Raw genomic sequence first — 18,805 nt, 5'->3', positions numbered from 1 at the left:
TGACCCGATCACGGATCCCGAGCGGATTGTGGACCTGAGCATACGCCGACGAGACCGGCTCGGCGGCATCCTCCACGAATACTCACATGCCGCTTGACCTGCGCGGATGGAATTATCGGCAGGCGCACAGCTCGTACGCCCGGGTCTGACCCCATGAAGACCAATAGGCTCCTGGTTGCCAGATGTGCCGGTTGAGCGGTCTTTTGACGGCTCGGATCATGTGTGGAGGGATCTCGGTGATGATGATCAGCCAGCTCGTGATCGCCGGACTGTTGTTACCGAACCTGTCCGTACAGGCACAGCCACCTCTCCTCCACGTGATGACGTGGAACGTCTGTGCGGGCACCAACGCCGGGTGCGCGCTCTTCCGCCGCTCGAACGCCGAGCTGGCCTGGCACGTGGCAGTGCTGGCGACCGAGGCGGACGTGGTCTTCCTTCAGGAGTTCTGCACGGGTGCCGACGCCGACCTGGAACACGAGCTCGAACGCCGTACCGGCCGGAATTGGAGCGTCCGGTCGGCGGGGCTGATGTATTCGGACGGTTCTCCGTACCAGTGCCTGCCCGACAGAAACGGCAGGCCACGCGGGGTGCTGAGCGTCACCCTGGCCGTGGCCGGAACTGACACCGGCCTCGTCGTGCACGCGCTGACCTCGCCGCCGTGGGGAGCCCGCAGGTACGCCGTCTGCACGGCCGACCGGACGTTCTGCACCGCGCACTTCTCGTCGGGCTCGAGCTACGACGACAGGCAGAAGGGCAGGCCCTACCGGCACATCCAGTTGCGCGAGCTGTTCAAGCTCGGCCGGGGTGTGATCGGTGGCGACCTCAACCTGGTGCCGCGCGACGCCGCCGCGGCCTACAAGGGCCGCGACGAATGCGACCCGCGCCGGCGCTGGACCTACGTGACCCGCAAGCGGAAGATTGATTACGTGTTCGCCGGCGAGGGCCGCGTACGGAAATGCTTCGTCGATTACGCCCGGAGCACGTGGTCTGATCACGTCCCGCTGCACGCCTGGGTGAGAGCAGGCTCAACGCCGCCTGCACCACGTTGAGCTGGCCCAGCACCAGGTTGTTCATCATGCCCTACCAGCGAAACGCGGATTTGCGCATCCATCTTACCGGCCAGGGACGAATTGGGATGCGCCCTCACTGAGGCCTTTCATCCGTGGGTGAGCTCGTAGTTTTGCAGGACGGCGATCGCCTTGCATAGCTGTCCTGCCTTGTGCGGGCAGCAGCGAAGCTTGCGGAGGATGCGCCAGCCTTTGAGCTGGGCGTTAGCGCGTTCCCCGGGCCCGCGGAGCCGGGCGTAGGAGCGATTGGCCGCCTTTTGTGACAGGGGCTTGTTGCGGCCCTTGTACGGTGTGGCCACCGGGTCTTCGGCGCCTTGGTAGCCCTTGTCGGCCAGGGGCAGCATGCCAGCCTGCGCCAGCGCGCGGAGGACGGCCCAGATGCGGGCGGCGGTCAGGTCGTGGGTGCTGCCCGGCAGCGAGCCGGAGGTCCAGATGATCGTGCCGTCTGGAGAGGCAATGACCTGGATGTTCATCCCATGCATGCGGTGCTTGGCCGAGTAGTACGGCCCGTCGGCGCGCACGCGGTCGATGGGGATGAGCATGCCGTCCAGCACCAGGTAGTGCAGGCCGTCTCGCGCGGCGTTGCGTAAGGCGCGGTCAAGCTTGGGGGCGCGGGCGCGCAGCAGGGCTACGGTCTCTTCCACGTACCGCCAGGCGGTGGCCACCGATACGCCGAACCCAGAGGCGAGCTCGTTGTACGTCTCGCCTTTGCGCAGGTAGATCAGGATCAGCAGGGCCTGCTGGGCGGTGTTGAGCCGCCGCCAGACGGAGCTGATGGCCTTGCGGTGGCGGCGGATGATGCCGGCCACGTAGTTCAGCGTTGGGCGCGACAAATCGACGGCAGCACGATAGAAAAGCATCCGAGCCCCTGGTGGTGACGGCGTTGATTGTGGTGATCCACCCGTCTACCAGGGGTTCTTCGCGTCATCAGGCGAACGCCGGACTCGCGATCATGCTGTGATCAGCAGGTGCCCACCGAGGATGAAAACAGCTCACTGCAGTTCCTCGATTGCCCAGCTCAGGACCCGGACGGGAGAACGTCCCACAGCAGAATTGCCAACTGTCGCCCAATCGCATTCGATGCAATAGGTGGCATTCGTAGTAATGAAGAGATTTTCCGCGAAGTAGCACCTGGCTTGCGATGACTCCGAACCCTGTGGCTGAGGTGTCGATTCGCTTACGGTGTGGACCATGGAGGTCATTCCCGCCGTACTGCGCGGCGGACCAGCCATCGCTGCCGAAAGCCGACGAGCGACGTGAGAGTTACAGCGCAGCCCTCTCAGCCATGGGGCCGACGCCGACCGCGACGGCTGCAACCCGAGCGGCTTCCGGGATCAGGGCCGCCTCTGCCGCGTCGATGCCGAACCGGATCCGAGTACGCCAACTCGACCTGCATTCCGCTTGGGCCAGCTGACCTGGCGACCTGTTGAAGGAGGAGCGGCGGCCAATCGGCGGAGAAGCGGGCTCCCTCCTCAGCAGGAGGCATGCCACGTGAGCGGTGCCCATAGTTGACGGCATGACGCGAAGATCCCTGCATCGATCCCTGCCTAGCGCGCTCACCGGAGCGGCCCTCGCCATGGCTCTGGTCGCGAGCTCCGCCTTCACCCCCGCGTATGCCATCGCGCCTACCGCCGCCGTCGCGGGCACGACCGCCGGTACGGTCGCCGTAGCACCCGCGATCTCCTGGGAGGCGTGTGCCGGACTGCCCGTGTCCCCCGCGGGCCTGGACTGCGGCAAGGTGGCCGTACCGCGCGACTACGGCGACCCGAGAGCCGGGACCATCGACGTCGCGGTGATCAGGGCGAAGGCCACCGGTACCCGGATCGGCTCGCTGGTGATGAACTTCGGCGGTGGCGGCAACGGTGTCATCAACCTGGCGGCGAGCCACCAGAAGTACGCGGCCCTGCGCGAACACTACGATCTGGTGAGCTTCGACCCACGTGGCTCGGGCGGCACCTCCCCGCTGGTCTGCGGCTCGGGTGCCGTGGCCGACCGCTTGTTCGCCGTCAACCCGGGCGTCAGGAACCCGGACGACCGCAAGGCGTTCCTGCAGGCGACCGCCGACTTCGTCCGCGCCTGTGAGAAGGGGAGCGGCGGGATACTGCCGCACGCGGGTATGGGCGACACGGCCAGGGACATGGACCGGCTGCGCGCGGCGCTGGGCGAGGACAGGCTCGACTACTACGGCATGTCCCTCGGCAGCGTCCTCGGCGGCGTCTACGCCACGTTGTATCCCCAGCGGGTCGGCCGGATGGTTCTGGACGCTGGGCTGAACCCCCGGCAGTCACTGGTCGAGGTGGTGAAGCAGCTCACCCGCACCTCCCAGCTCGCCTACGAGAGGTTCCTGGCCTGGTGCGTGAAGAAGGGCTGTGACCTTGGCAAGGACACCAAGGTGGTCAACGGCGCCATCGAGGGACTGGTCGAGCGACTCAAGAGCAAGCCGCTCAAGGTTGGCGACCGTCCTCTCGGCGCCAGTCTGGCGATCACCGCTCTGCAGGCCGCGGGCGGCGGAGAGCCGTTCTGGCGGGAGCTGGAGGCCAGACTCGCCCAGGCGATCAAGGGTGATGGCGATCCGCTGCTGAAGCTGGCCGACGCGATCACCGGACGCCAGGACGGCGCCTACCCGTCCCTCGGGGTCTTCGGCTCGGCTCCGTACAACAGCGCGGTCTACTGCCGTGACCGCGAACGGCCCGCCGTACGGGACCTGCCCCGGATCGAGGCCGAGTTGACCCGCATCTCCCCGATCTTCGGCCAGCTCAGCCCGACGACCGCCTTCCTGATCCCCACCTGCGCGCAGTGGCCGGTGCCCGTCGACCCGGAAGGCCGCACGGTCAGGCACACCGGTCTGGCCCCGATCGTGGTGATCAGCTCGGAGAAGGACACGGCCGCGCCGACCAAGGAGGCGGCGAGCCTGACCAGGCAGCTCACCAACGGCGTGCTGGTCACCTATGGAGGCGATCTGCACGCTGCCTACCCGGCCGGTGGCCCCTGCGTCATCGGCGTCGTCGAGGACTACATGGTGACCGGCAAGGTCCCCGCCAAGGGAACCTCCTGCCCCGCTGCCTGACCTCCGGCGTCGCCTCGTCTTCCTGTCCGTTTGCCCTGAACGCCATCGGCCACGGCGGCCCGACGGAGAAGGCGACCTCCTCCCGATGGCGTCCTCAGCCCAAAGTAGACCGATCGTTGCAGGCCGCGGTGCCGTCCTCCTACGGCACGGAACGAGTCCTCCCTCAGGCCGCAGGCTCACCCTCCGGGAGGAGACCGAATCGCTGTCACTCGCCGACGATCGGCAGTGCGGCCTCGGAGATCATCGGGGAATCCGGCGGCCGTCAGAGACACACTTCGCGTACCCCGCGACTTCACCACAGGAGCCCATGTGACCCTGAAGGACCCTGCTGGTTAACTCGCGCGGTGTCGGCTGGTTCGTGATCTGATGGCTTCTGTCCTTGATCACGTTCGTGGGAGCAGCCGTTGCCTCCGCCCTGGCTGCGGGATGGATAGAGGGAGCCGTGTCGATGCAGCCCAGGCCGTGGCCGGAGCCGACGCCGGAGGTCGTGGCGGCGATCCGGACGATCTACCGGGGCAAGAGGCAGGTGCCGTTGCCGGTTCGGGTGCGTGATGAATTAGGCGAGGTGTTCGCCGATGAGGCGTTCGCAGGAGCCTTCGGCAAGGAGGGCAGGCCGGGCTGGTCACCGGGTCGCCTGGCGTTGATCACGGTGTTGCAGCGGGTGGGCAACCTTACCGACCGGCAGGCCGCCGAGGCGGTCGCCACTGATCTGACCTGGAAGTATGCGCTCGGCCTCAGCTTGGATGACCCGGGGTTTGACGCCAGTGTGCTGAGTGAGTTCCGTTCCCGGGTGATCGCTCATGAGTTGGAGGAGACGCCGCTGGATCTGCTGTTGGCGGCGTTGCAGGAGCGAGGCCTGCTGGGGGCGGGTGGCCGGCAGCGTACCGATTCCACTGATGTGATCTCTGCGGTGCGGGACGTCAACCGGGTAGAGCTGGCCGGGGAATGTGTGCGGGCCGCAGTGGAGGCGCTGGCGGTGGCCGCGCCCGGCTGGGTGCAACAGGTGCTGGAGGTGCCCGGTTGGGCCGACCGCTATCAGCTGCGGGTCGATTCCTGGCGGCCGCCTGCCAGGGATCTTTGACCTGGTGGTGCAGCAGGCCGGCGAACTGGTAGTCGAGTTCGCCGGCCACGCGCGCCACGATGTAGTCCTGGTGCACAGCGATGGAGACGGCGAAGCTCTCGAGGGAGCCGTGGTCCTCGGTCACGGGACGTCTTTCTCAGAGAAGGGCGGTCAGCTTCAACGGCCGGAGCCGCGCCGGTCTGGCTGTCGCTGACTTGTCGTGGCTACCTGGTGTTTCGGGTGCGGCTTGTCCTGATGCCCCCGGGCGTGGCCGGGGGCCCGGAACGGTCAGTGACGCCGGCGGAGTTCTTCGCGCTGGCGGAGTTCTTCGTTGATGCGCAGCGCCTCGGCGAGCTGGTCTTCCAGGATGATGATGCGGCAGGCCGCTTCCAGCTGGGTGCCGGCGTCGACGAGTTCGCGGGCGCGGGCGGCCAGGCGTAGCTGGTAGCGGGAGAAGCGGCGGTGGCCGCCCTCGCTGCGTAGCGGCTCGATCAGCTTGGCGGCGCCGAGGCTGCGCAGGAACGCCGGGGTGACGCCGAGGATTTCGGCGGCCCGGCCCATGCTGTAGGCGGGATAGTCCTCGTCATCGAGCCGATGCCCGGGACTGCCGGCTGCTTCGACCGCCTGGGCCAGATCATCGGCCGGGTGAGCGCCAGTGGGGCGGGGCTGCTCCCGCCTTGAGGCGGTGACCGTTGCCTGAGGTGTTTGATCCATTCAACCTTCCCAAATGCGAACAGGGGCCCCGGCGCCATGATGCGCCGGGGCCCAGAGGTTTAACACCATCGACCGGCCCTGCCTGCGTGCTGCAGGGGCGGTTCACTTATGCCGCACCAGCTGCCCGATGCGGGGGTGCGGGGATCGCGTAAGCGTGACCGTAGACCACCGTCCTGTTCGTGGAGCTGCGGTACCCGTGCGGCGACATGCGGCCGGCGACGGGCGATCCTGATGGCGTTCAACACTCCCTTCCAGTTATCCGTGCCTCGGCACCCTGACCGCTGGTGCCAGCTTCCTGCATACGGCAGCGCGTCCACCGCCCCGGCCCTCTTGCTCAACCACTGGCCGCGACAGTCCGACCCTCTGCCTTCACTTCGTTCTGTACTGCTGCTGTCCACGTCCGTCCGGGCAGTTCGTCGTGCTGCTCGTCCTGCGCTGCCCGCGTGGATCCGTCCCTTGCGATGTCAGGAACTCTAGTCGCCCTCCGCGCGAATGTCTACTGTTGCGACTACAGATTTCCTTGCGCGCGTCAGGCAAGAAGTTGCCCTCTCGCCACATGATCGACGCGAGAAGCGGGCAGAGCCGGGGTGAGGTGATGGCGATGGGCGAGCACGACCAGGACCACGACGGGGCAAGGGCGACGATCAGGGGCGCAGGAGACGGGCTGGCGATCGTGGTGTGGCATTCGGCGGTGTGCCCGGTGATCGGCTTGCGGGGTGAGCTGCGCGCCGCGACGGCCGCCGGCTTCATCCGGGAGGCGGACCGCGTGCTGGCGAGCCGGCCCGCCGCGGTGGTGGTGGATCTGTCGAGGCTGGCGTTCTGCGATTTCGAAGGTGTGGGCGCGCTGATCGGCGCGGAGCGGCGAACGCGCGAGCTCGGCGGCCGGCTGGTGCTGGCCGGGGCCCGCGGCGGGTGCGCACGGCTGCTGCACCGCACCGGCCTGGACCGGATCTTCCGGCTGCTTCCCGGCCTGCCGGTCGCTGTGCCGAGTGGCTCTACGCAGCTGGTCGCCGGGTAAACCCCGGCCAGGCCAAGGATCACCGATCAGAGTGCCTGCGGTCTCAAGCACCTGTCCTGGCACACCCTCGGCGGTCACTTCCGCAACTCTGAGCCGTTCTGGGCCGCCGCCGGTCAGGGCGTGCCCGGCCGCTACACCCAGCGTGAGGTGTGTCCTCACTGAGCGTTACTTTGCGGCTGGTGACACGGACCCTTGCGACATGAGGTCGCGCGTGGCGAGTGACTGCGTTGAAGGAGGATCGATCATGTCGGGAACGTAGTCCAGGTCAGTGTTCGAGACCTGTCCTCACCCTGACGTGCGTCGCGGGTAACTGCGGGGTGCGGAGCTCAGGGGAAAGCCCGAGGGCCGCCGTCCGTCCGGTGGCCACAGGCGAGAGGAAGGCTGGGAGGGGCGAATGATCGTGAATCCTCGCTGATGCCTCGTTATGTCAACGCTCCGGGACGGAAGGCCAGACCGGAGTGCCAGGGACCAGCCGTTGAGAGACGGCAGGCGGCGGTCGGAGAGGGTCTCCGGCCGTGGGAACACCGCCGTCCCCGGGGTGCAGAGGACGCCCGGCCCCAGCCGTGTCTCGCGCGCGCGGAACATGGAAACCCCGTCGGGGTCCGCGCCCGGATGGTCGGGCGTGGTAGGCCGACCGCAAGGAGAGCTGAACTCCCCGGCGAGAACAGGATGCCCAAGAAGCGAACGCCGGTGGCCGAAAGGCAGCGGGAAACCGAGACGGTTAGAGCCGCTCCTCCAGCGGATGGTCTCGGATAACCGGCCGGATACCGGGCCTGGTGCCCGGCCCGAAAGGGAGCTGACGTGGGCAGGTGAGCCTTTGACGACCAAGCGCCGGATCCGCCGGCACCGAGGGACAAGTTGGACGCCGCATGGTGAACGGACCCGAGGGCCTGCCCCTGGACATGGACGCCGATCGATGGGAACGCATCGACTGGCGCAACCAGGAGGAGCAGGTACGACGGCTGCGGAGCAGAATCTTCAAGGCGGTTCAAGAAGGGGACTGGCCCAAGGCCAGGAACCTGCAGCCGAAGCACGTCGTCATGGTGCGTACATGTCGGCATAGATGTCACAAATCACGCCGTCATTCGGTCTTGACTCCCGATTGCTTCCCGTCGACGCAGTCCTTACACAAGGAGCACCATGCACACGCCGGAGAACCGGATCGCCACCTCCGTCCTCGTCATCGGCACGGGTGGGGCCGGGCTGCGGGCTGCCATCGAACTCGCCGAGCATGGGGTCGACGTCCTCGCGGTCGGCAAACGGCCGAAGGCCGACGCGCACACCTCGCTCGCGGCGGGCGGCATCAATGCGGCGCTCGCCACGATGGACCCCGAGGACAGCTGGCAGCAGCACGCGGCGGACACCCTGAAGGAGAGCTACCTGCTGGCCAACCCCGAGACGGTGCGGATCGTCACCGCGGGGGCCGCGCGGGGCATCGAAGACCTCCAGCGGTACGGCATGCCGTTCGACCGCGAGCAGGACGGCCGCATCTCGCAGCGCTTCTTCGGCGCTCACACCTACCGGCGCACCGCCTACGCCGGCGACTACACCGGGCTCGAGATCCAGCGCACGCTGATCAACAGGGCGGCGCAGCTCGATGTCCCCATCCTCGACACGGTGTACATCACCCGCCTCCTCGTCCGCGACAACGTGGTCTTCGGCGCCTACGGGTTCGACCTCACCGATGGCAGCCGCTACGTCATCCATGCCGATGCGGTGATCCTGGCCGCTGGAGGCCACACCAGGATCTGGCGGCGTACCTCCTCCCGGCGCGACGAGAACACCGGCGACTCCTTCCGCCTCGCCGTACTCGCGGGTTGTCGCATCCGCGACCCCGAGCTGGTGCAGTTCCACCCGTCCGGCCTCATCGCACCCGAGAACGCGGCCGGCACCCTCGTCTCAGAAGCGGCACGGGGAGAGGGCGGGATCCTGCGCAACCAGCTCGGCGAGCGGTTCATGGCGCGCTACGACGCCGAGCGGATGGAGTTGTCGACACGCGACCGCGTCGCGCTGGCCGCCTACACGGAGATCAAGGAGGGCCGCGGTACCCCGAACGGCGGCGTCTGGCTGGACGTGTCGCACCTGCCACGCGAGACGATCATGACGCGGCTGCCGCGCGTCTACCAGACGCTCCTGGAACTGCAGATGCTCGACATCACCAAGGACCCGATCGAGATCGCACCGACCGCCCACTACTCGATGGGCGGCGTCTGGGTACGGCCTGAGGACCACAGCACCGGGGTTGACGGCCTGTACGCGATCGGGGAGGCGGCCAGCGGCCTGCACGGCGCCAACCGCCTCGGCGGCAACTCCCTCATCGAACTGCTCGTCTTCGGCCGCATCGTGGGACGGGCGGCGGCCGAGTATTCCGCGGGCCTGGACGCCCAGCGTCGCTCGGCCGAGGCGCTCGGCAACGCACGGTCGGAGGTGGACGAGCTCCTCGCCGACGAGGGCCCGGAGAACGTGCGGGCGCTGCAGCGAGCCCTCCGCGACATCATGACGGAGCACGCCGGTGTGGTGCGTGACGCGGACGGCCTGCGGAAGGGCCTCGCCCAACTCGCCGAGGTGGAGGCACGCATCGACGACGTCGGAGTGCACCCGGACATCGCCGGCTTCCAGGACCTGGCGCACGCCTTCGACCTGAAATCTTCGGCGCTCGCCGCCCGCGCGACCATTGAGGCCGCACTCGAGCGTCGCGAGACCCGCGGCTGCCACAACCGCTCCGACTACCCCGAGCTCGACCCCGCACTGCAGGTCAACCTCGTGTGGTCCGGTCCCGGATCGGTGCGGCGGGAGGCCATCCCGCCGATCCCCGCCGAGATCGCGGCGCTCATGCGCGAGGTCTCGACCACCGGAAAGCTCGTCGAGTAACCGGCGACCGGCAACGAACGCGAAAGGACATCGATGAGCACGGTAGTCGTAGGTGTGGACGACTCCGAGGACGGCCTGCGGGCCGTTGAGTGGGCCGCAGCCGCTGGAGATCCTCCACGCCTTCATCTGGCCCCTGCTCGGAGTGCCCCTCGGGCCTGCGCCGGGAGCGCCACCCGAGGGCGGCCTCCGGCACGCCGCCGAACGCATCCTGGAAACGGCCATGGCGCGTGCGCGAGGTCGCGCCCGACGTCGAGGTGACCACCGGCCTGCTGGAGGCCGTGCCGGTCAACGCGCTGCTGCGCCGGTCTCACCAAGCGGGGCTTCTCGTCGTGGGCAGCCGCAGCCTCGGCGAGGTCGGTGGCCTGCTGCTGAGCTCTGTGGGCGCCGGGCTCAGGGCCGAGGCCGCCTGCCCGGTCATGGTCATGCGCGGGTCCGTCACGCCGCAGGGGCCCGTCGTGGTGGGCATCGCCGACGCTGACGAGAGCGAGGCCCCGCTCACGTTCGCCTTCGCCCATGCCGTAGGGACCGCGAATGCCCTGACGCTGGCGCATGCCGACGCTGGACCGGCCCTGCCCGAAAACGACCTGGGCCGGTGGCGGGAGCGCTTCCCCGGTCACGATCGACGAGGAGACCCTCACCGGCCACCCAGGCAGGGCACTGACGAACCCCGCGTCCCAGGCATCCCTGCTCGTGGTCGGCTCTCACCACCGCCACGGGCTCCGCGCTCTTCTGCACGGTTCGGTCAGCCAGGCGGTCATGCACCACGCCACCTGCCCGTGGCGATCATCCAGATCCCTCGCTAGGAACTTTCCGGGGGCTGTCACAAGTACGGAGGGCTGTCTTGTCTTAGCTGGTGTTCGGGCGGCAGATGGGGTCGCCCGGCAGTCAGGAGGGGGTTCGTGGTGAAGGTCGTGGTTGTCGGTGGGACGGGTCTGATCGGGTCGAAGCTGGTGAGCATGCTGACGGAGCATGGTCATGAGGCGGTGGCGGCCTCGCCGAATACCGGGGTGAACACGCTCACGGGTGAGGGTCTGGCTGAGGCGCTGAAGGGTGCTCAGGTTGTGGTTGATGTGTCGAATTCGCCGTCGTTCGAGCCCGCTGCGGTGATGGAGTTCTTCGTGGCCTCCACGCGGAACGTGCTGGCTGCGGAGGCGAAGGCGGGTGTCGGTCATCATGTCGCGGTGTCGGTGGTGGGGACGGAGCGGATGCCGGAGAACGGCTATTTCGCGGCGAAGATTGCTCAGGAGAAGCTCATCGAGAAGTCGGGGGTCCCGTTCTCGCTGGTTCACGCGACGCAGTTCTTCGAGTTCGTGCGGAGCATCGCCGACGAGGCGACTGATGGTGGCAGGGTGCGGATCGCTCCGGTGCGGTTCCAGCCCATCGCGGGTGATGAGGTGGCGCAGGCGGTCGGGCGGATTGCGGTGGGTTCGCCGCTGAACGGTCGGACTGAGGTGGCCGGGCCTCAGCAGTATCAGATGGATGAGTTCTTCCGTAAGGCGTTGGTCGCCTGGGGTGATTCGCGTGAGGTGGTCACTGACCCGCTGGCGCGTTACTTCGGCAGCGTGCCGGGTGAGCGGACGCTGGTGCCGGGGGAGGGCGCCATGCTCGGCAAGATCACCTACCGCGAGTGGCTCGACACCGCGAAGTAAGTAAACGAGAGGGATTGGCATGACTGGCAACGAATCCAAGCCGCGATCGACCGCGTGGCAGAACGCGCTGACCGTGCTGCAGGAGGCGCATCCGCCGTTCATCCCGAAGGGCGCGCACGCGATGACCGTGGTGATCGAGTACCCGCCTGGGGACCCGGGGGCACCGCCGCACCGGCACTCCGGTCCTGCCTTCGGCGTCGTGCTGGAGGGCGAGATGCTGCTGGAGGTCGAGGGCGAGCCGGAGCGCGTGGTCCGTTCCGGGGAGGCGTTCTGGGAGCAGGGCGGTGACGTCATCCATTACCAGGACGGCAACAACCGTGACGACGTCCCGCTGAAATTCACCGTCACGATGCTGTGCGAGCCCGGCAAGCCGATGCTCACCCTGGTAGATGAGGAAGAGCTTCTCCGGCGCGAGAACCGCCGCGCCCCGCGCCGGAACACCGAGGCATAACGCTGATGAAGCACGCGAAACCACAGAAGGCCGCCGTGTCGCCACGGATCGGCACGCTCGACAGCCTTCGTGAGCATTTGCAGTGGGCGATTGAGCTGGAGCACGCGACGCTGCCGCCGTACCTGACCGCGCTGTACTCGCTGGATCCCGAGCGGAATCCTGAGGCGGTCGAGGTGGTGGGCGGTGTCTTCGTGGAGGAGATGTTGCACCTGGCGCTGGCTGCGAACCTGCTCAACGCCGTGGGCGGCCGGCCGCTGCTGGACACGCCGAGGATGCTCCCGCCGTATCCGCGGAGGCTGCCGCACGGTGACCCCTCCTTTGAGGTGTCGCTGGTCCCGTTTGGTGCGGAGGCGCTGGAGATGTTCCTGCGCCTCGAACAGCCCGCCCCGCCCGGCGCGCCGCCAGAGGACGACGGCTACGAGACGATCGGGCAGTTCTACGCCGCGATCGAGCAGGGGCTGCGCCACCTATGTGATCAGCTTGGCGAGCAGGCCGTCTTCTGCGGCGATCCGGCCCGGCAGGTCAGCGGCGCTCACTTCCGGCACACCGCCGGACGGCTGATCGCCGTGGACGGCCTGGCCTCCGCGCTGGCCGCGCTGGAGGAGATCGTCGAGCAGGGTGAAGGCACGGCCAGCGGCTCGGTCTGGGACGGTGACCAGGACGTCTTCCACCCCGAACGGGACGAGGTCGCCCACTACTACCGCTTCCAGGAACTCAAGCTCGGCCACCGCTACCAGCGCGGCGACACCCCGGAGTCCGGACCCACCGGAGAGAAGATCTCCGTGGATCTGGCGGATGTGCGCCCGATAGGCCGCAACCCGCGCCCCGCAGTGCCGGGGAGCGCGATCCGAACCGCGCAGGAGGAGTTCAACCGCACGTACTGCGATCTCCTGCAACTGCTGGAGCAGGCGTTCAACGGCAGCCCGAAGCAGCTCGCGGACGCTACCCGCACGATGTTCACGCTGAAGGGTCAGGTCCAGGCACTGATGAAAATGCCCGACGGCGGCCCCACCTTCGAATACGTACCACGCGAGTCACGCCGATAAGAGACGTCACGAACAACGGGGGCACATCATGAGCAGTCACATTCTGGAACCGGCGGCGTCGGAGCTGGCCGAGGCGACGTCAAAGCCGCCGTTCCTGTACGAACTGGGCCCGGACGGTGCCCGCAAGGTACTGGACGATCTCCAGGCCGCGCCGGTCTCCAAGCCGGACGTGGAGGAGAAGTGGATCGTCGTGCCGGCCGAAGTCGGCAACGTGCGGGTCCGGATCGTCAAGCCCGCCGCGTCGTCCGGCCCGCTGCCGGCTGTTCTGTACGTGCACGGCGGCGGCTGGGTCCTCGGCAACGCCGGCACCCACGATCGGCTCGTGCGTGAGCTGGCCGTCGGCGCGAACGCGGCTGTCGTCTTCGTCGAGTACGGCCGATCGCCCGAAGCCCGCTACCCGGTGGCTATCGAACAGGCCTACGCCACCGCCCAGTGGATCACCCAGTACGGCTCCGAGGAGGGACTGGATGGCTCCCGGATAGCGGTGGCCGGCGATTCGGTCGGGGGAAACATGACCGCCGCGCTGACCATCCTGGCCAAGCGGCGCGGTGACGTGCGGTTCGTTCACCAGTCGCTGTACTATCCGGTCACCGACGCCGCCCAGGACACCGACAGCTACCGGGAGTTCGCCGACGGCCCGTACCTGACGGCCAAGGCCATGGCCTGGTTCTGGGACGCCTACACTACCGACCCTGTCCAGCGCGCCGAGATCACCGCCTCACCCCTGCGCGCCACTCTCGAGGACCTCGAGGGCCTGCCGCCGGCGTTCGTCATCGTCGACGAGAACGACGTGCTGCGCGACGAGGGCGAAGCGTACGCCCGCAAGCTGATCGCGGCAGGAGTGCCCACCACCACTGTCCGCTACAACGGCACGCTGCACGACTTCATGATGCTCAACCCCGTCCGCCCAACCGCAGCGGCCGGCGCTGCCATCGCCCAGGCCATCGACGTCCTCAAGGCCGTGTGCACCGCGGATCAGCCAGGGGAGTCCCGGTAGACAACCCGTGCAGGATCGGTGCCGGGGTCGTCGACTACGCGCTGATCCTCGTCTACTTCGCCGTGGTCCTGCTGATTCTGAGTGGCCGCGCGCCGGAGGGTCTCCAGCAGTCTCGACTTCTTCCTGTCCGGGCGGTCGCTGCCCGCCTGGATCACCGGGCTGGCCTTCATCTCGGCCAACCTCGGCGCCGTGGAAATCATCGTGTACCGTGTCATAACTCGTCGCGGGGTCCATGATCTGCGGTTTTGACCAGCGAAGGCAGTCCGGCAAGATCGAGGCTTGTGTCCGTTCGGTTGCTCTATCTGACCCTGATTCGGCTGTTCGGCTGGCTGGTGCTGCTGGGATGTGGACAGTGTGGGTGCCGAAAATTCATCCATGCAGGTCGCAGGCTGGATGGGCGATCATGCGCTTGCAATCATGGGCGCGGGTTGGACCGAATCGGCATGATGAGCTCTTGTGCTGCTGCGTCTGGCCTACCTCGCCGTCACAAACACCTTCTCGTTCATGCGGCTGCTGCCGATGGGCGATCGTGACAAGGAGATCGAGATCCTGGTGCTACGGCACCAACTGACGGTGCTGCAGCGGCAGGTGGCCAGGCCCGTGTTCACCCCGGAGGGCCGATTTCTCCTCTCGGGTCTCCTCCACCGTTTGCCTGTGGACAAGCTGCGGCAGCTGGTATTGCTGGTCCGCCCGGACACCGTCCTGCGCTGGCATCGCAACCTGCTGAGACGCCGTCACGCGGCGGTCAGTGCACCCCGACAGCGAGGACGCCCGCGCACTGTCCGATCCATCCGCGCCCTGGTACTGCGGCTGGCCCGGGAGAACGCCTCGTGGGGGTATCGGCGCATTCACGGTGAGCTGGCCGCACTCGGTATCAAGGTCGCCGCCTCCACGGTATGGGAGATCCTCAAGGCGCACGGCATCGACCCGTCGGACGGGCGGACCGCCATGACCTGGGCCGCGTTCCTGCGTAGTCAGGCAAGCGCCCTGTTGGCGTGCGATTTCTTCGAAGTTCGTACCCTCATCGGCGCTCGTCTGTACGTTCTGGCTGTCATCGAGCACGCCACCCGGCGTATCCGTATCCTCGGCGTCACCGCCCACCCCACCGGACAGTGGGTGACCCAACTCGGCCGCAACCTCGCCATGGACCTGCAGGAGGTCGGCAGCACCGCCAAGTTCCTGATATGGGACCGAGACGCCAAGTTCACCGCGGCTTTCGACGCGGTGCTGGCCGATGCCGGAGTACGCATCGTCAAGAGCGGGGTCCGGATGCCGCGGATGAACTCCATCATGGAGCGCTGGATCCAGACCTGCCGGCGCGAGCTGCTGGACCGGACTTTGATCTGGAACGAACACCATCTCCGCCATGCGCTGTGTGAGTTCGAGGCCTTCTACAACGAGCACCGGCCGCACCGTGCTCTCATGCAGGCGGCTCCGCTTCGATCACTTCCGGATCCCGACACTGGCCCCGGTGGAATCGCGCTGCTCAACATCGGCCGACATGATCGACTTGATGGTGTGCTGAAGGAGTACCGGCATGCCGTCTGACCTGGCCGGATGATTAATCGGCACCCGCAACGTGTCCGCGATGCTGCGGCATTCGTCGCTCTCGATCACGTCTGACATCTATACGGCGGTGTTGCCGGAGATGGCGCGTTCGGCGGCGGAAGCGTCGGTCGCGCTGGTGCCTCGAAGGGTGTCGATGGGAGAGGCGTCCGAAACTGGCGGTCTCCCTTCGGTCTCCCGTCTGGAGTCTCGCCGACCTACGGATTCGGCGGGATCAAGGGAACCGCAGGTGGAGACTGAGGTGTGAGAGTAGGGCGGGTGGGACTTGAACCCACGACCCACGGATTATGAGTCCGATGCTCTGACCGGCTGAGCTACCGCCCCTGGATTCAGTTGTGACATGCGGTGTGCGGCGAGGGGATCTTGGTGAGGCTCGCGCATGTCAAGGCTAGAGCATCGGATCCCGGTGTGCCGTACGGCCGGATGGGGACGAGGTCCCGCGGACATCATTCCATGCCCGGCAAGGTGGATGGAGTCTGTGTCGATCATATTCGGGTCTCGGTTGGGGGCTTGTACGCAGAGGCGGAGGTACGGGGGGTTGTGTTTGCTGTGGGCGGAATGGGAGGGGGAGGGCGGGATGGCGGGAGGTACGGTGCGAATCATGGCTGTCAACGTGGTGTACGAGACGCACTCCATCACTGTGGACAACGAGACCGGGGTCGCCACCGGGTGGTTTCCTGGGGAGCTGTCCGAGCGGGGGCGGGAGCTGGCCGCCGAACTCGGTGTACGGAGGCGGGGGGTGGACGTCGTCTACTGCTCGGATCTGCGCCGGGCGGTCGAGACGGTGGAGGTGGCGTTCGAGGGCGCGAAGGAGGTCCGGCTCGACGCTCGGCTCCGGGAGTGTGACTACGGCATCTACAACGGGCGGCCGGTGAGCGAGGTCGCGGCCTTGCGGAGTCGGTACGTCGACACGCCGTGGCCCGGTGGGCAGAGCTATCGGCAGGTCGTGGCGGAGACGGCCGGGTTCCTCGGGGAGCTGCGGGAGGAGTGGCAGGGGGCCACGGTTTTGGTGGTGTCCCATTCGGCCAACCGGTGGGCGTTGCAGAACCTGCTGGAGGGGACTCCTCTGGAGGAACTGGTGGACGCGCCGTTCGACTGGCGGCCCGGGTGGGAGTACGAGGTGGTTTAGCCCGGTTTGCGGGTGGGGTTCCGGCTGAGGGCTGACATGACTGATGCGCCGATCGCGGTCGCGATCAGCGCCGGGGTACGCAGCATGGTTGTCTCCTGGCTGCTGGGGGTGCCGTCACGGTAACGGCGTGCCCAGGAGCGGAGGAGTATTAGTTCACTCCTATCAGCGTGTTATGGCGCGGTGCCGTACGCCGGGTTACGTACAAGCCAGTCGGAATAGACGGGACTGCGGCGTACGGCCTCGGTGTGTGCCTGTTTGGCCTGTGCCACCACCCAGGTGGCGTCGGGGGCGGTGGGGTGCCGGCCGAGGAGTTGCCGCCAGCGCAGTGGCGCGCCGGAGAGCGGGACCATGGCCAGCCCCGGCAGGGCCTGGTGGGTCGCCTGGCAGAGCACCACGGCGCGGCCCACCTGGGCGAGATGGGTGCAGGTCGGCACGTCCGTCTCGTAGATCGTTCCGGGGGTGAAGCCGGCTCGCGCGCACGCCATGGCGAAGCAGTCGGCGAAGCAGCCGTCGCCCGGTGTCACCGCCCATTGCTCGCCGGCCAGGTCGGCCAGCTCCACCTCCTTCTCCTTGGCGAGCGGATGATCCTCGCCGACGAGGCAGAAGACCGGGTCGAGGCTGATCGTCTCCCACAGGAGCGTTCCCGTGGGGGTGCCGGAGTCGCCGCAGGCGCCGGTCAGCACGTAATCGAGGCGGCCGAGCTCGACCATGTTGATCAGCTCGTGCGTCGACCACGACGTGAACGTGGTGACCGTGCGCTCCGCGTCCAGCCGGTCGACCAGGCCGCCGAGTATCGGGCCGTTGGTGGCGCCGATGCGGAAACCGGGGGAGGGGGTGTGGGCGAATCGTACGGCTTCGTCCTGCAGTTCCTTTGCCGCGGGAAGCAGCACGCGCGCCCTGGCGAGCACCAGCTCGCCAAGCCGCGTGGGCCGCGCCCCGTGGCGGTCACGTTCGAACAGGGCGCCGCCGAGCACCCTCTCGATACGTTTGAGCTGGGCGGTGAGGGCCGGCTGCGCCAGCCCGAGCAGGGACGCGGCCTTGCTCACACTTCCCGCGTCCGCTACTGCGCGGACGATCCTGAGGTGCCTGAGCTCGAGGTCCATAACGGGAAGGTAAGGCGACGATCCGCTCCCAAACAATGGCTATATGTCAGGAATTGTGACAGATATTGTCGGGGGTGTCTGGGGTAGGGGGAACCCATGACGACGATGGGAATCGATCCGGCCCAGCTCAGCGACGAAGATGTGGTACGCGAGCTGCGGCAACTCCATGCCACTCGTAGTGACACATTCTTCCACGGATCAGACGATGCTTTGGCACGTCACACTTCCCGGACCAATGAGCTGGAGGCCGAATACCTCCGGAGGTTCCCCGATCGCGAGGTCGATCCGGCCAGGCTCAGGGAGGGGGCGAGGCAACGGTGATGTCCGAAGGACACGATGTGCAGGAGCTGTCGGACGTCGACATCCACGTGTACGAGGCGGTGGCCTCGCAGGTGGTCGAGTCCGGGGGCGCCGCGGGCCTGGAGGCGGTGGTCCGGGCGACCGGTCTGGAGGGGGACGAGGTGCGTGACAGCCTGGCCGTCCTCGCGAGCCGGGGGTACGTCGTCCCGCAGGGGGACGACGGGTACGGGCTGGGGCCGCACACCTTCGAGGTCGAATACTGAACGGACGCCCGTCGAACGCTGAACGGGCGCCCGTCGAACGCTGAACGGGCGCTCGTCGGCTGAACGGGCGCCCGTCGAACGATGAACCGGGCGTCCGCGTCATGGCGGCCCATGCCGCCGAGCCCCCTGCCCCTGGGGTCCTCGAATCGCGTTCCCCTGACCCGGGGCAGATGCCGAGCCATCGGCCCAGCCCGGCGCAAAAGACCCGCCCCTGCCCGCGTGGCTCGGCCCGAACGGCTCAGCCTGGACGGGCTCGGCTCGGCTCGGCCCGCAAGCCCGCAAGCCCGCAAGCCCGCAAGCCCGCAAGTCCCGCAAGGCCCGCTCGGCCCGGAAAGCCCGCTCCGCCCGGCCCACCCCCACTCGGCCCGCCCCACGTGGCCAGGCCCACCCCGCGTGGCCCGGTTCGGGGCAGGTGGCTCGGTTCGGTTGGGGTGGGTGGTTGGACGGTCCGGAGGGAGTGCTGGGCTCGGTCGGTCTCTGGTGAGCCTCCGGTCGGCGCTGAGG

At 67.8% G+C, this 18,805-nt stretch carries 18 protein-coding genes, 1 tRNA gene and 2 pseudogenes; 16 read left to right on the top strand and 5 right to left on the bottom strand.

Translation table 11 applies throughout. The annotated features are described in order from the left end of the window. Positions 1-239: 239 nt before the first annotated feature. Complete coding sequence (locus tag DMB42_RS05285) at positions 240-1,049, top strand: endonuclease/exonuclease/phosphatase family protein (protein ID WP_125631071.1); 810 nt, start codon at positions 240-242, stop codon at positions 1,047-1,049. Between the two features lie 107 nt (positions 1,050-1,156). Here the strand turns inward: DMB42_RS05285 and DMB42_RS05280 are convergent, their stop codons facing one another. Next, entirely contained in the window at positions 1,157-1,927 is a 771-nt protein-coding gene (locus tag DMB42_RS05280) for a transposase family protein (protein WP_125631069.1), read from the bottom strand. A gap of 656 nt (positions 1,928-2,583) precedes the next feature. Between DMB42_RS05280 and DMB42_RS05275 the strand changes: the two genes are divergently transcribed. Both DMB42_RS05275 and DMB42_RS05270 read left to right on the top strand, forming a co-directional pair. Beyond that, positions 2,584-4,134 (top strand): alpha/beta fold hydrolase, encoded by a 1,551-nt coding sequence (locus DMB42_RS05275; RefSeq protein ID WP_125631067.1) that lies wholly within the window; start codon positions 2,584-2,586, stop codon positions 4,132-4,134. 448 nt (positions 4,135-4,582) lie between these two features. After that, a complete protein-coding gene (locus DMB42_RS05270; RefSeq protein WP_260477505.1) occupies positions 4,583-5,215 on the top strand; it encodes a transposase in 633 nt (210 codons plus the stop codon). Positions 5,216-5,482: 267 nt separating this feature from the next. Here the strand turns inward: DMB42_RS05270 and DMB42_RS56305 are convergent, their stop codons facing one another. After that, on the bottom strand, positions 5,483-5,908 hold the full coding sequence (locus DMB42_RS56305; RefSeq protein ID WP_125631064.1) for a MerR family transcriptional regulator: 426 nt from the start codon (positions 5,906-5,908) through the stop codon (positions 5,483-5,485). A gap of 556 nt (positions 5,909-6,464) precedes the next feature. Between DMB42_RS56305 and DMB42_RS05260 the strand changes: the two genes are divergently transcribed. The 9 genes and pseudogenes from DMB42_RS05260 to DMB42_RS05220 all read left to right on the top strand — a co-directional run bounded on the left by DMB42_RS05260 (position 6,465) and on the right by DMB42_RS05220 (position 13,940). Then, the gene (locus tag DMB42_RS05260) at positions 6,465-6,926 is read left to right on the top strand and encodes an STAS domain-containing protein (protein ID WP_125631062.1); all 462 of its coding nucleotides are present in this window, start codon (positions 6,465-6,467) and stop codon (positions 6,924-6,926) included. 869 nt (positions 6,927-7,795) lie between these two features. Further along, a pseudogene (locus DMB42_RS56300) lies at positions 7,796-7,939 on the top strand (reverse transcriptase N-terminal domain-containing protein); the annotation flags it as partial. Positions 7,940-8,066: 127 nt separating this feature from the next. Then, entirely contained in the window at positions 8,067-9,797 is a 1,731-nt protein-coding gene (locus DMB42_RS05250; RefSeq protein WP_125631060.1) for an L-aspartate oxidase, read from the top strand. A gap of 89 nt (positions 9,798-9,886) precedes the next feature. Beyond that, a pseudogene (locus DMB42_RS55945) lies at positions 9,887-10,213 on the top strand (universal stress protein); the annotation flags it as partial. A 133-nt stretch (positions 10,214-10,346) separates the two neighbouring features. After that, a complete protein-coding gene (locus DMB42_RS54115; protein WP_125631056.1) occupies positions 10,347-10,703 on the top strand; it encodes a universal stress protein in 357 nt (118 codons plus the stop codon). After that, entirely contained in the window at positions 10,697-11,446 is a 750-nt protein-coding gene (locus DMB42_RS05235) for an SDR family oxidoreductase (RefSeq protein ID WP_260477492.1), read from the top strand. Before DMB42_RS54115 ends, DMB42_RS05235 begins: the two co-directional genes overlap by 7 nt. A gap of 19 nt (positions 11,447-11,465) precedes the next feature. Next, positions 11,466-11,897 carry a cupin domain-containing protein gene (locus tag DMB42_RS05230; RefSeq protein ID WP_125631054.1) on the top strand — a complete coding sequence of 144 codons (432 nt, stop codon included), beginning with the start codon at positions 11,466-11,468 and terminating at the stop codon, positions 11,895-11,897. 35 nt (positions 11,898-11,932) lie between these two features. Beyond that, positions 11,933-12,943 carry a ferritin-like protein gene (locus DMB42_RS05225; RefSeq protein ID WP_221762001.1) on the top strand — a complete coding sequence of 337 codons (1,011 nt, stop codon included), beginning with the start codon at positions 11,933-11,935 and terminating at the stop codon, positions 12,941-12,943. Between the two features lie 28 nt (positions 12,944-12,971). Then, a complete protein-coding gene (locus DMB42_RS05220; protein WP_125631050.1) occupies positions 12,972-13,940 on the top strand; it encodes an alpha/beta hydrolase in 969 nt (322 codons plus the stop codon). Here the strand turns inward: DMB42_RS05220 and DMB42_RS52970 are convergent. Continuing rightward, the gene (locus DMB42_RS52970) at positions 13,919-14,110 is read right to left on the bottom strand and encodes a hypothetical protein (RefSeq protein ID WP_185844460.1); all 192 of its coding nucleotides are present in this window, start codon (positions 14,108-14,110) and stop codon (positions 13,919-13,921) included. The two genes, DMB42_RS05220 and DMB42_RS52970, sit on opposite strands and share 22 nt — an antisense overlap. Before the next feature lie 286 nt (positions 14,111-14,396). Here DMB42_RS52970 and DMB42_RS05210 point away from each other — a divergent pair, with 286 nt between their 5' ends. After that, positions 14,397-15,488, top strand: coding sequence for an integrase core domain-containing protein (locus DMB42_RS05210; protein WP_125631048.1), 1,092 nt, complete (start codon positions 14,397-14,399; stop codon positions 15,486-15,488). Positions 15,489-15,756: 268 nt separating this feature from the next. Here DMB42_RS05210 and DMB42_RS05200 read toward each other — a convergent pair. After that, positions 15,757-15,830, bottom strand: a tRNA-Ile gene (locus DMB42_RS05200). A 277-nt stretch (positions 15,831-16,107) separates the two neighbouring features. Between DMB42_RS05200 and DMB42_RS05195 the strand changes: the two genes are divergently transcribed. Beyond that, complete coding sequence (locus DMB42_RS05195; RefSeq protein ID WP_125631044.1) at positions 16,108-16,635, top strand: histidine phosphatase family protein; 528 nt, start codon at positions 16,108-16,110, stop codon at positions 16,633-16,635. 170 nt (positions 16,636-16,805) lie between these two features. Here DMB42_RS05195 and DMB42_RS05190 read toward each other — a convergent pair whose 3' ends face one another. Then, the gene (locus DMB42_RS05190; RefSeq protein ID WP_125631042.1) at positions 16,806-17,738 is read right to left on the bottom strand and encodes a LysR family transcriptional regulator; all 933 of its coding nucleotides are present in this window, start codon (positions 17,736-17,738) and stop codon (positions 16,806-16,808) included. Positions 17,739-17,834: 96 nt separating this feature from the next. Here DMB42_RS05190 and DMB42_RS54110 point away from each other — a divergent pair, with 96 nt between their 5' ends. Together DMB42_RS54110 and DMB42_RS05180 are read left to right on the top strand one after the other, a co-directional pair. Further along, positions 17,835-18,059 (top strand): DUF6158 family protein, encoded by a 225-nt coding sequence (locus DMB42_RS54110; RefSeq protein ID WP_125631040.1) that lies wholly within the window; start codon positions 17,835-17,837, stop codon positions 18,057-18,059. Between the two features lie 17 nt (positions 18,060-18,076). After that, a complete protein-coding gene (locus tag DMB42_RS05180) occupies positions 18,077-18,301 on the top strand; it encodes a hypothetical protein (RefSeq protein ID WP_125631038.1) in 225 nt (74 codons plus the stop codon). Positions 18,302-18,805 lie beyond the last annotated feature (504 nt).

This window comes from Nonomuraea sp. WAC 01424, assembly GCF_003947315.1.
Classification (GTDB): Bacteria; Actinomycetota; Actinomycetes; order Streptosporangiales; family Streptosporangiaceae; genus Nonomuraea; species Nonomuraea spiralis.
The sequence above is the reverse complement of the archived record's forward strand: the minus strand, read 5'-3'. Positions and strand labels throughout refer to the sequence as shown.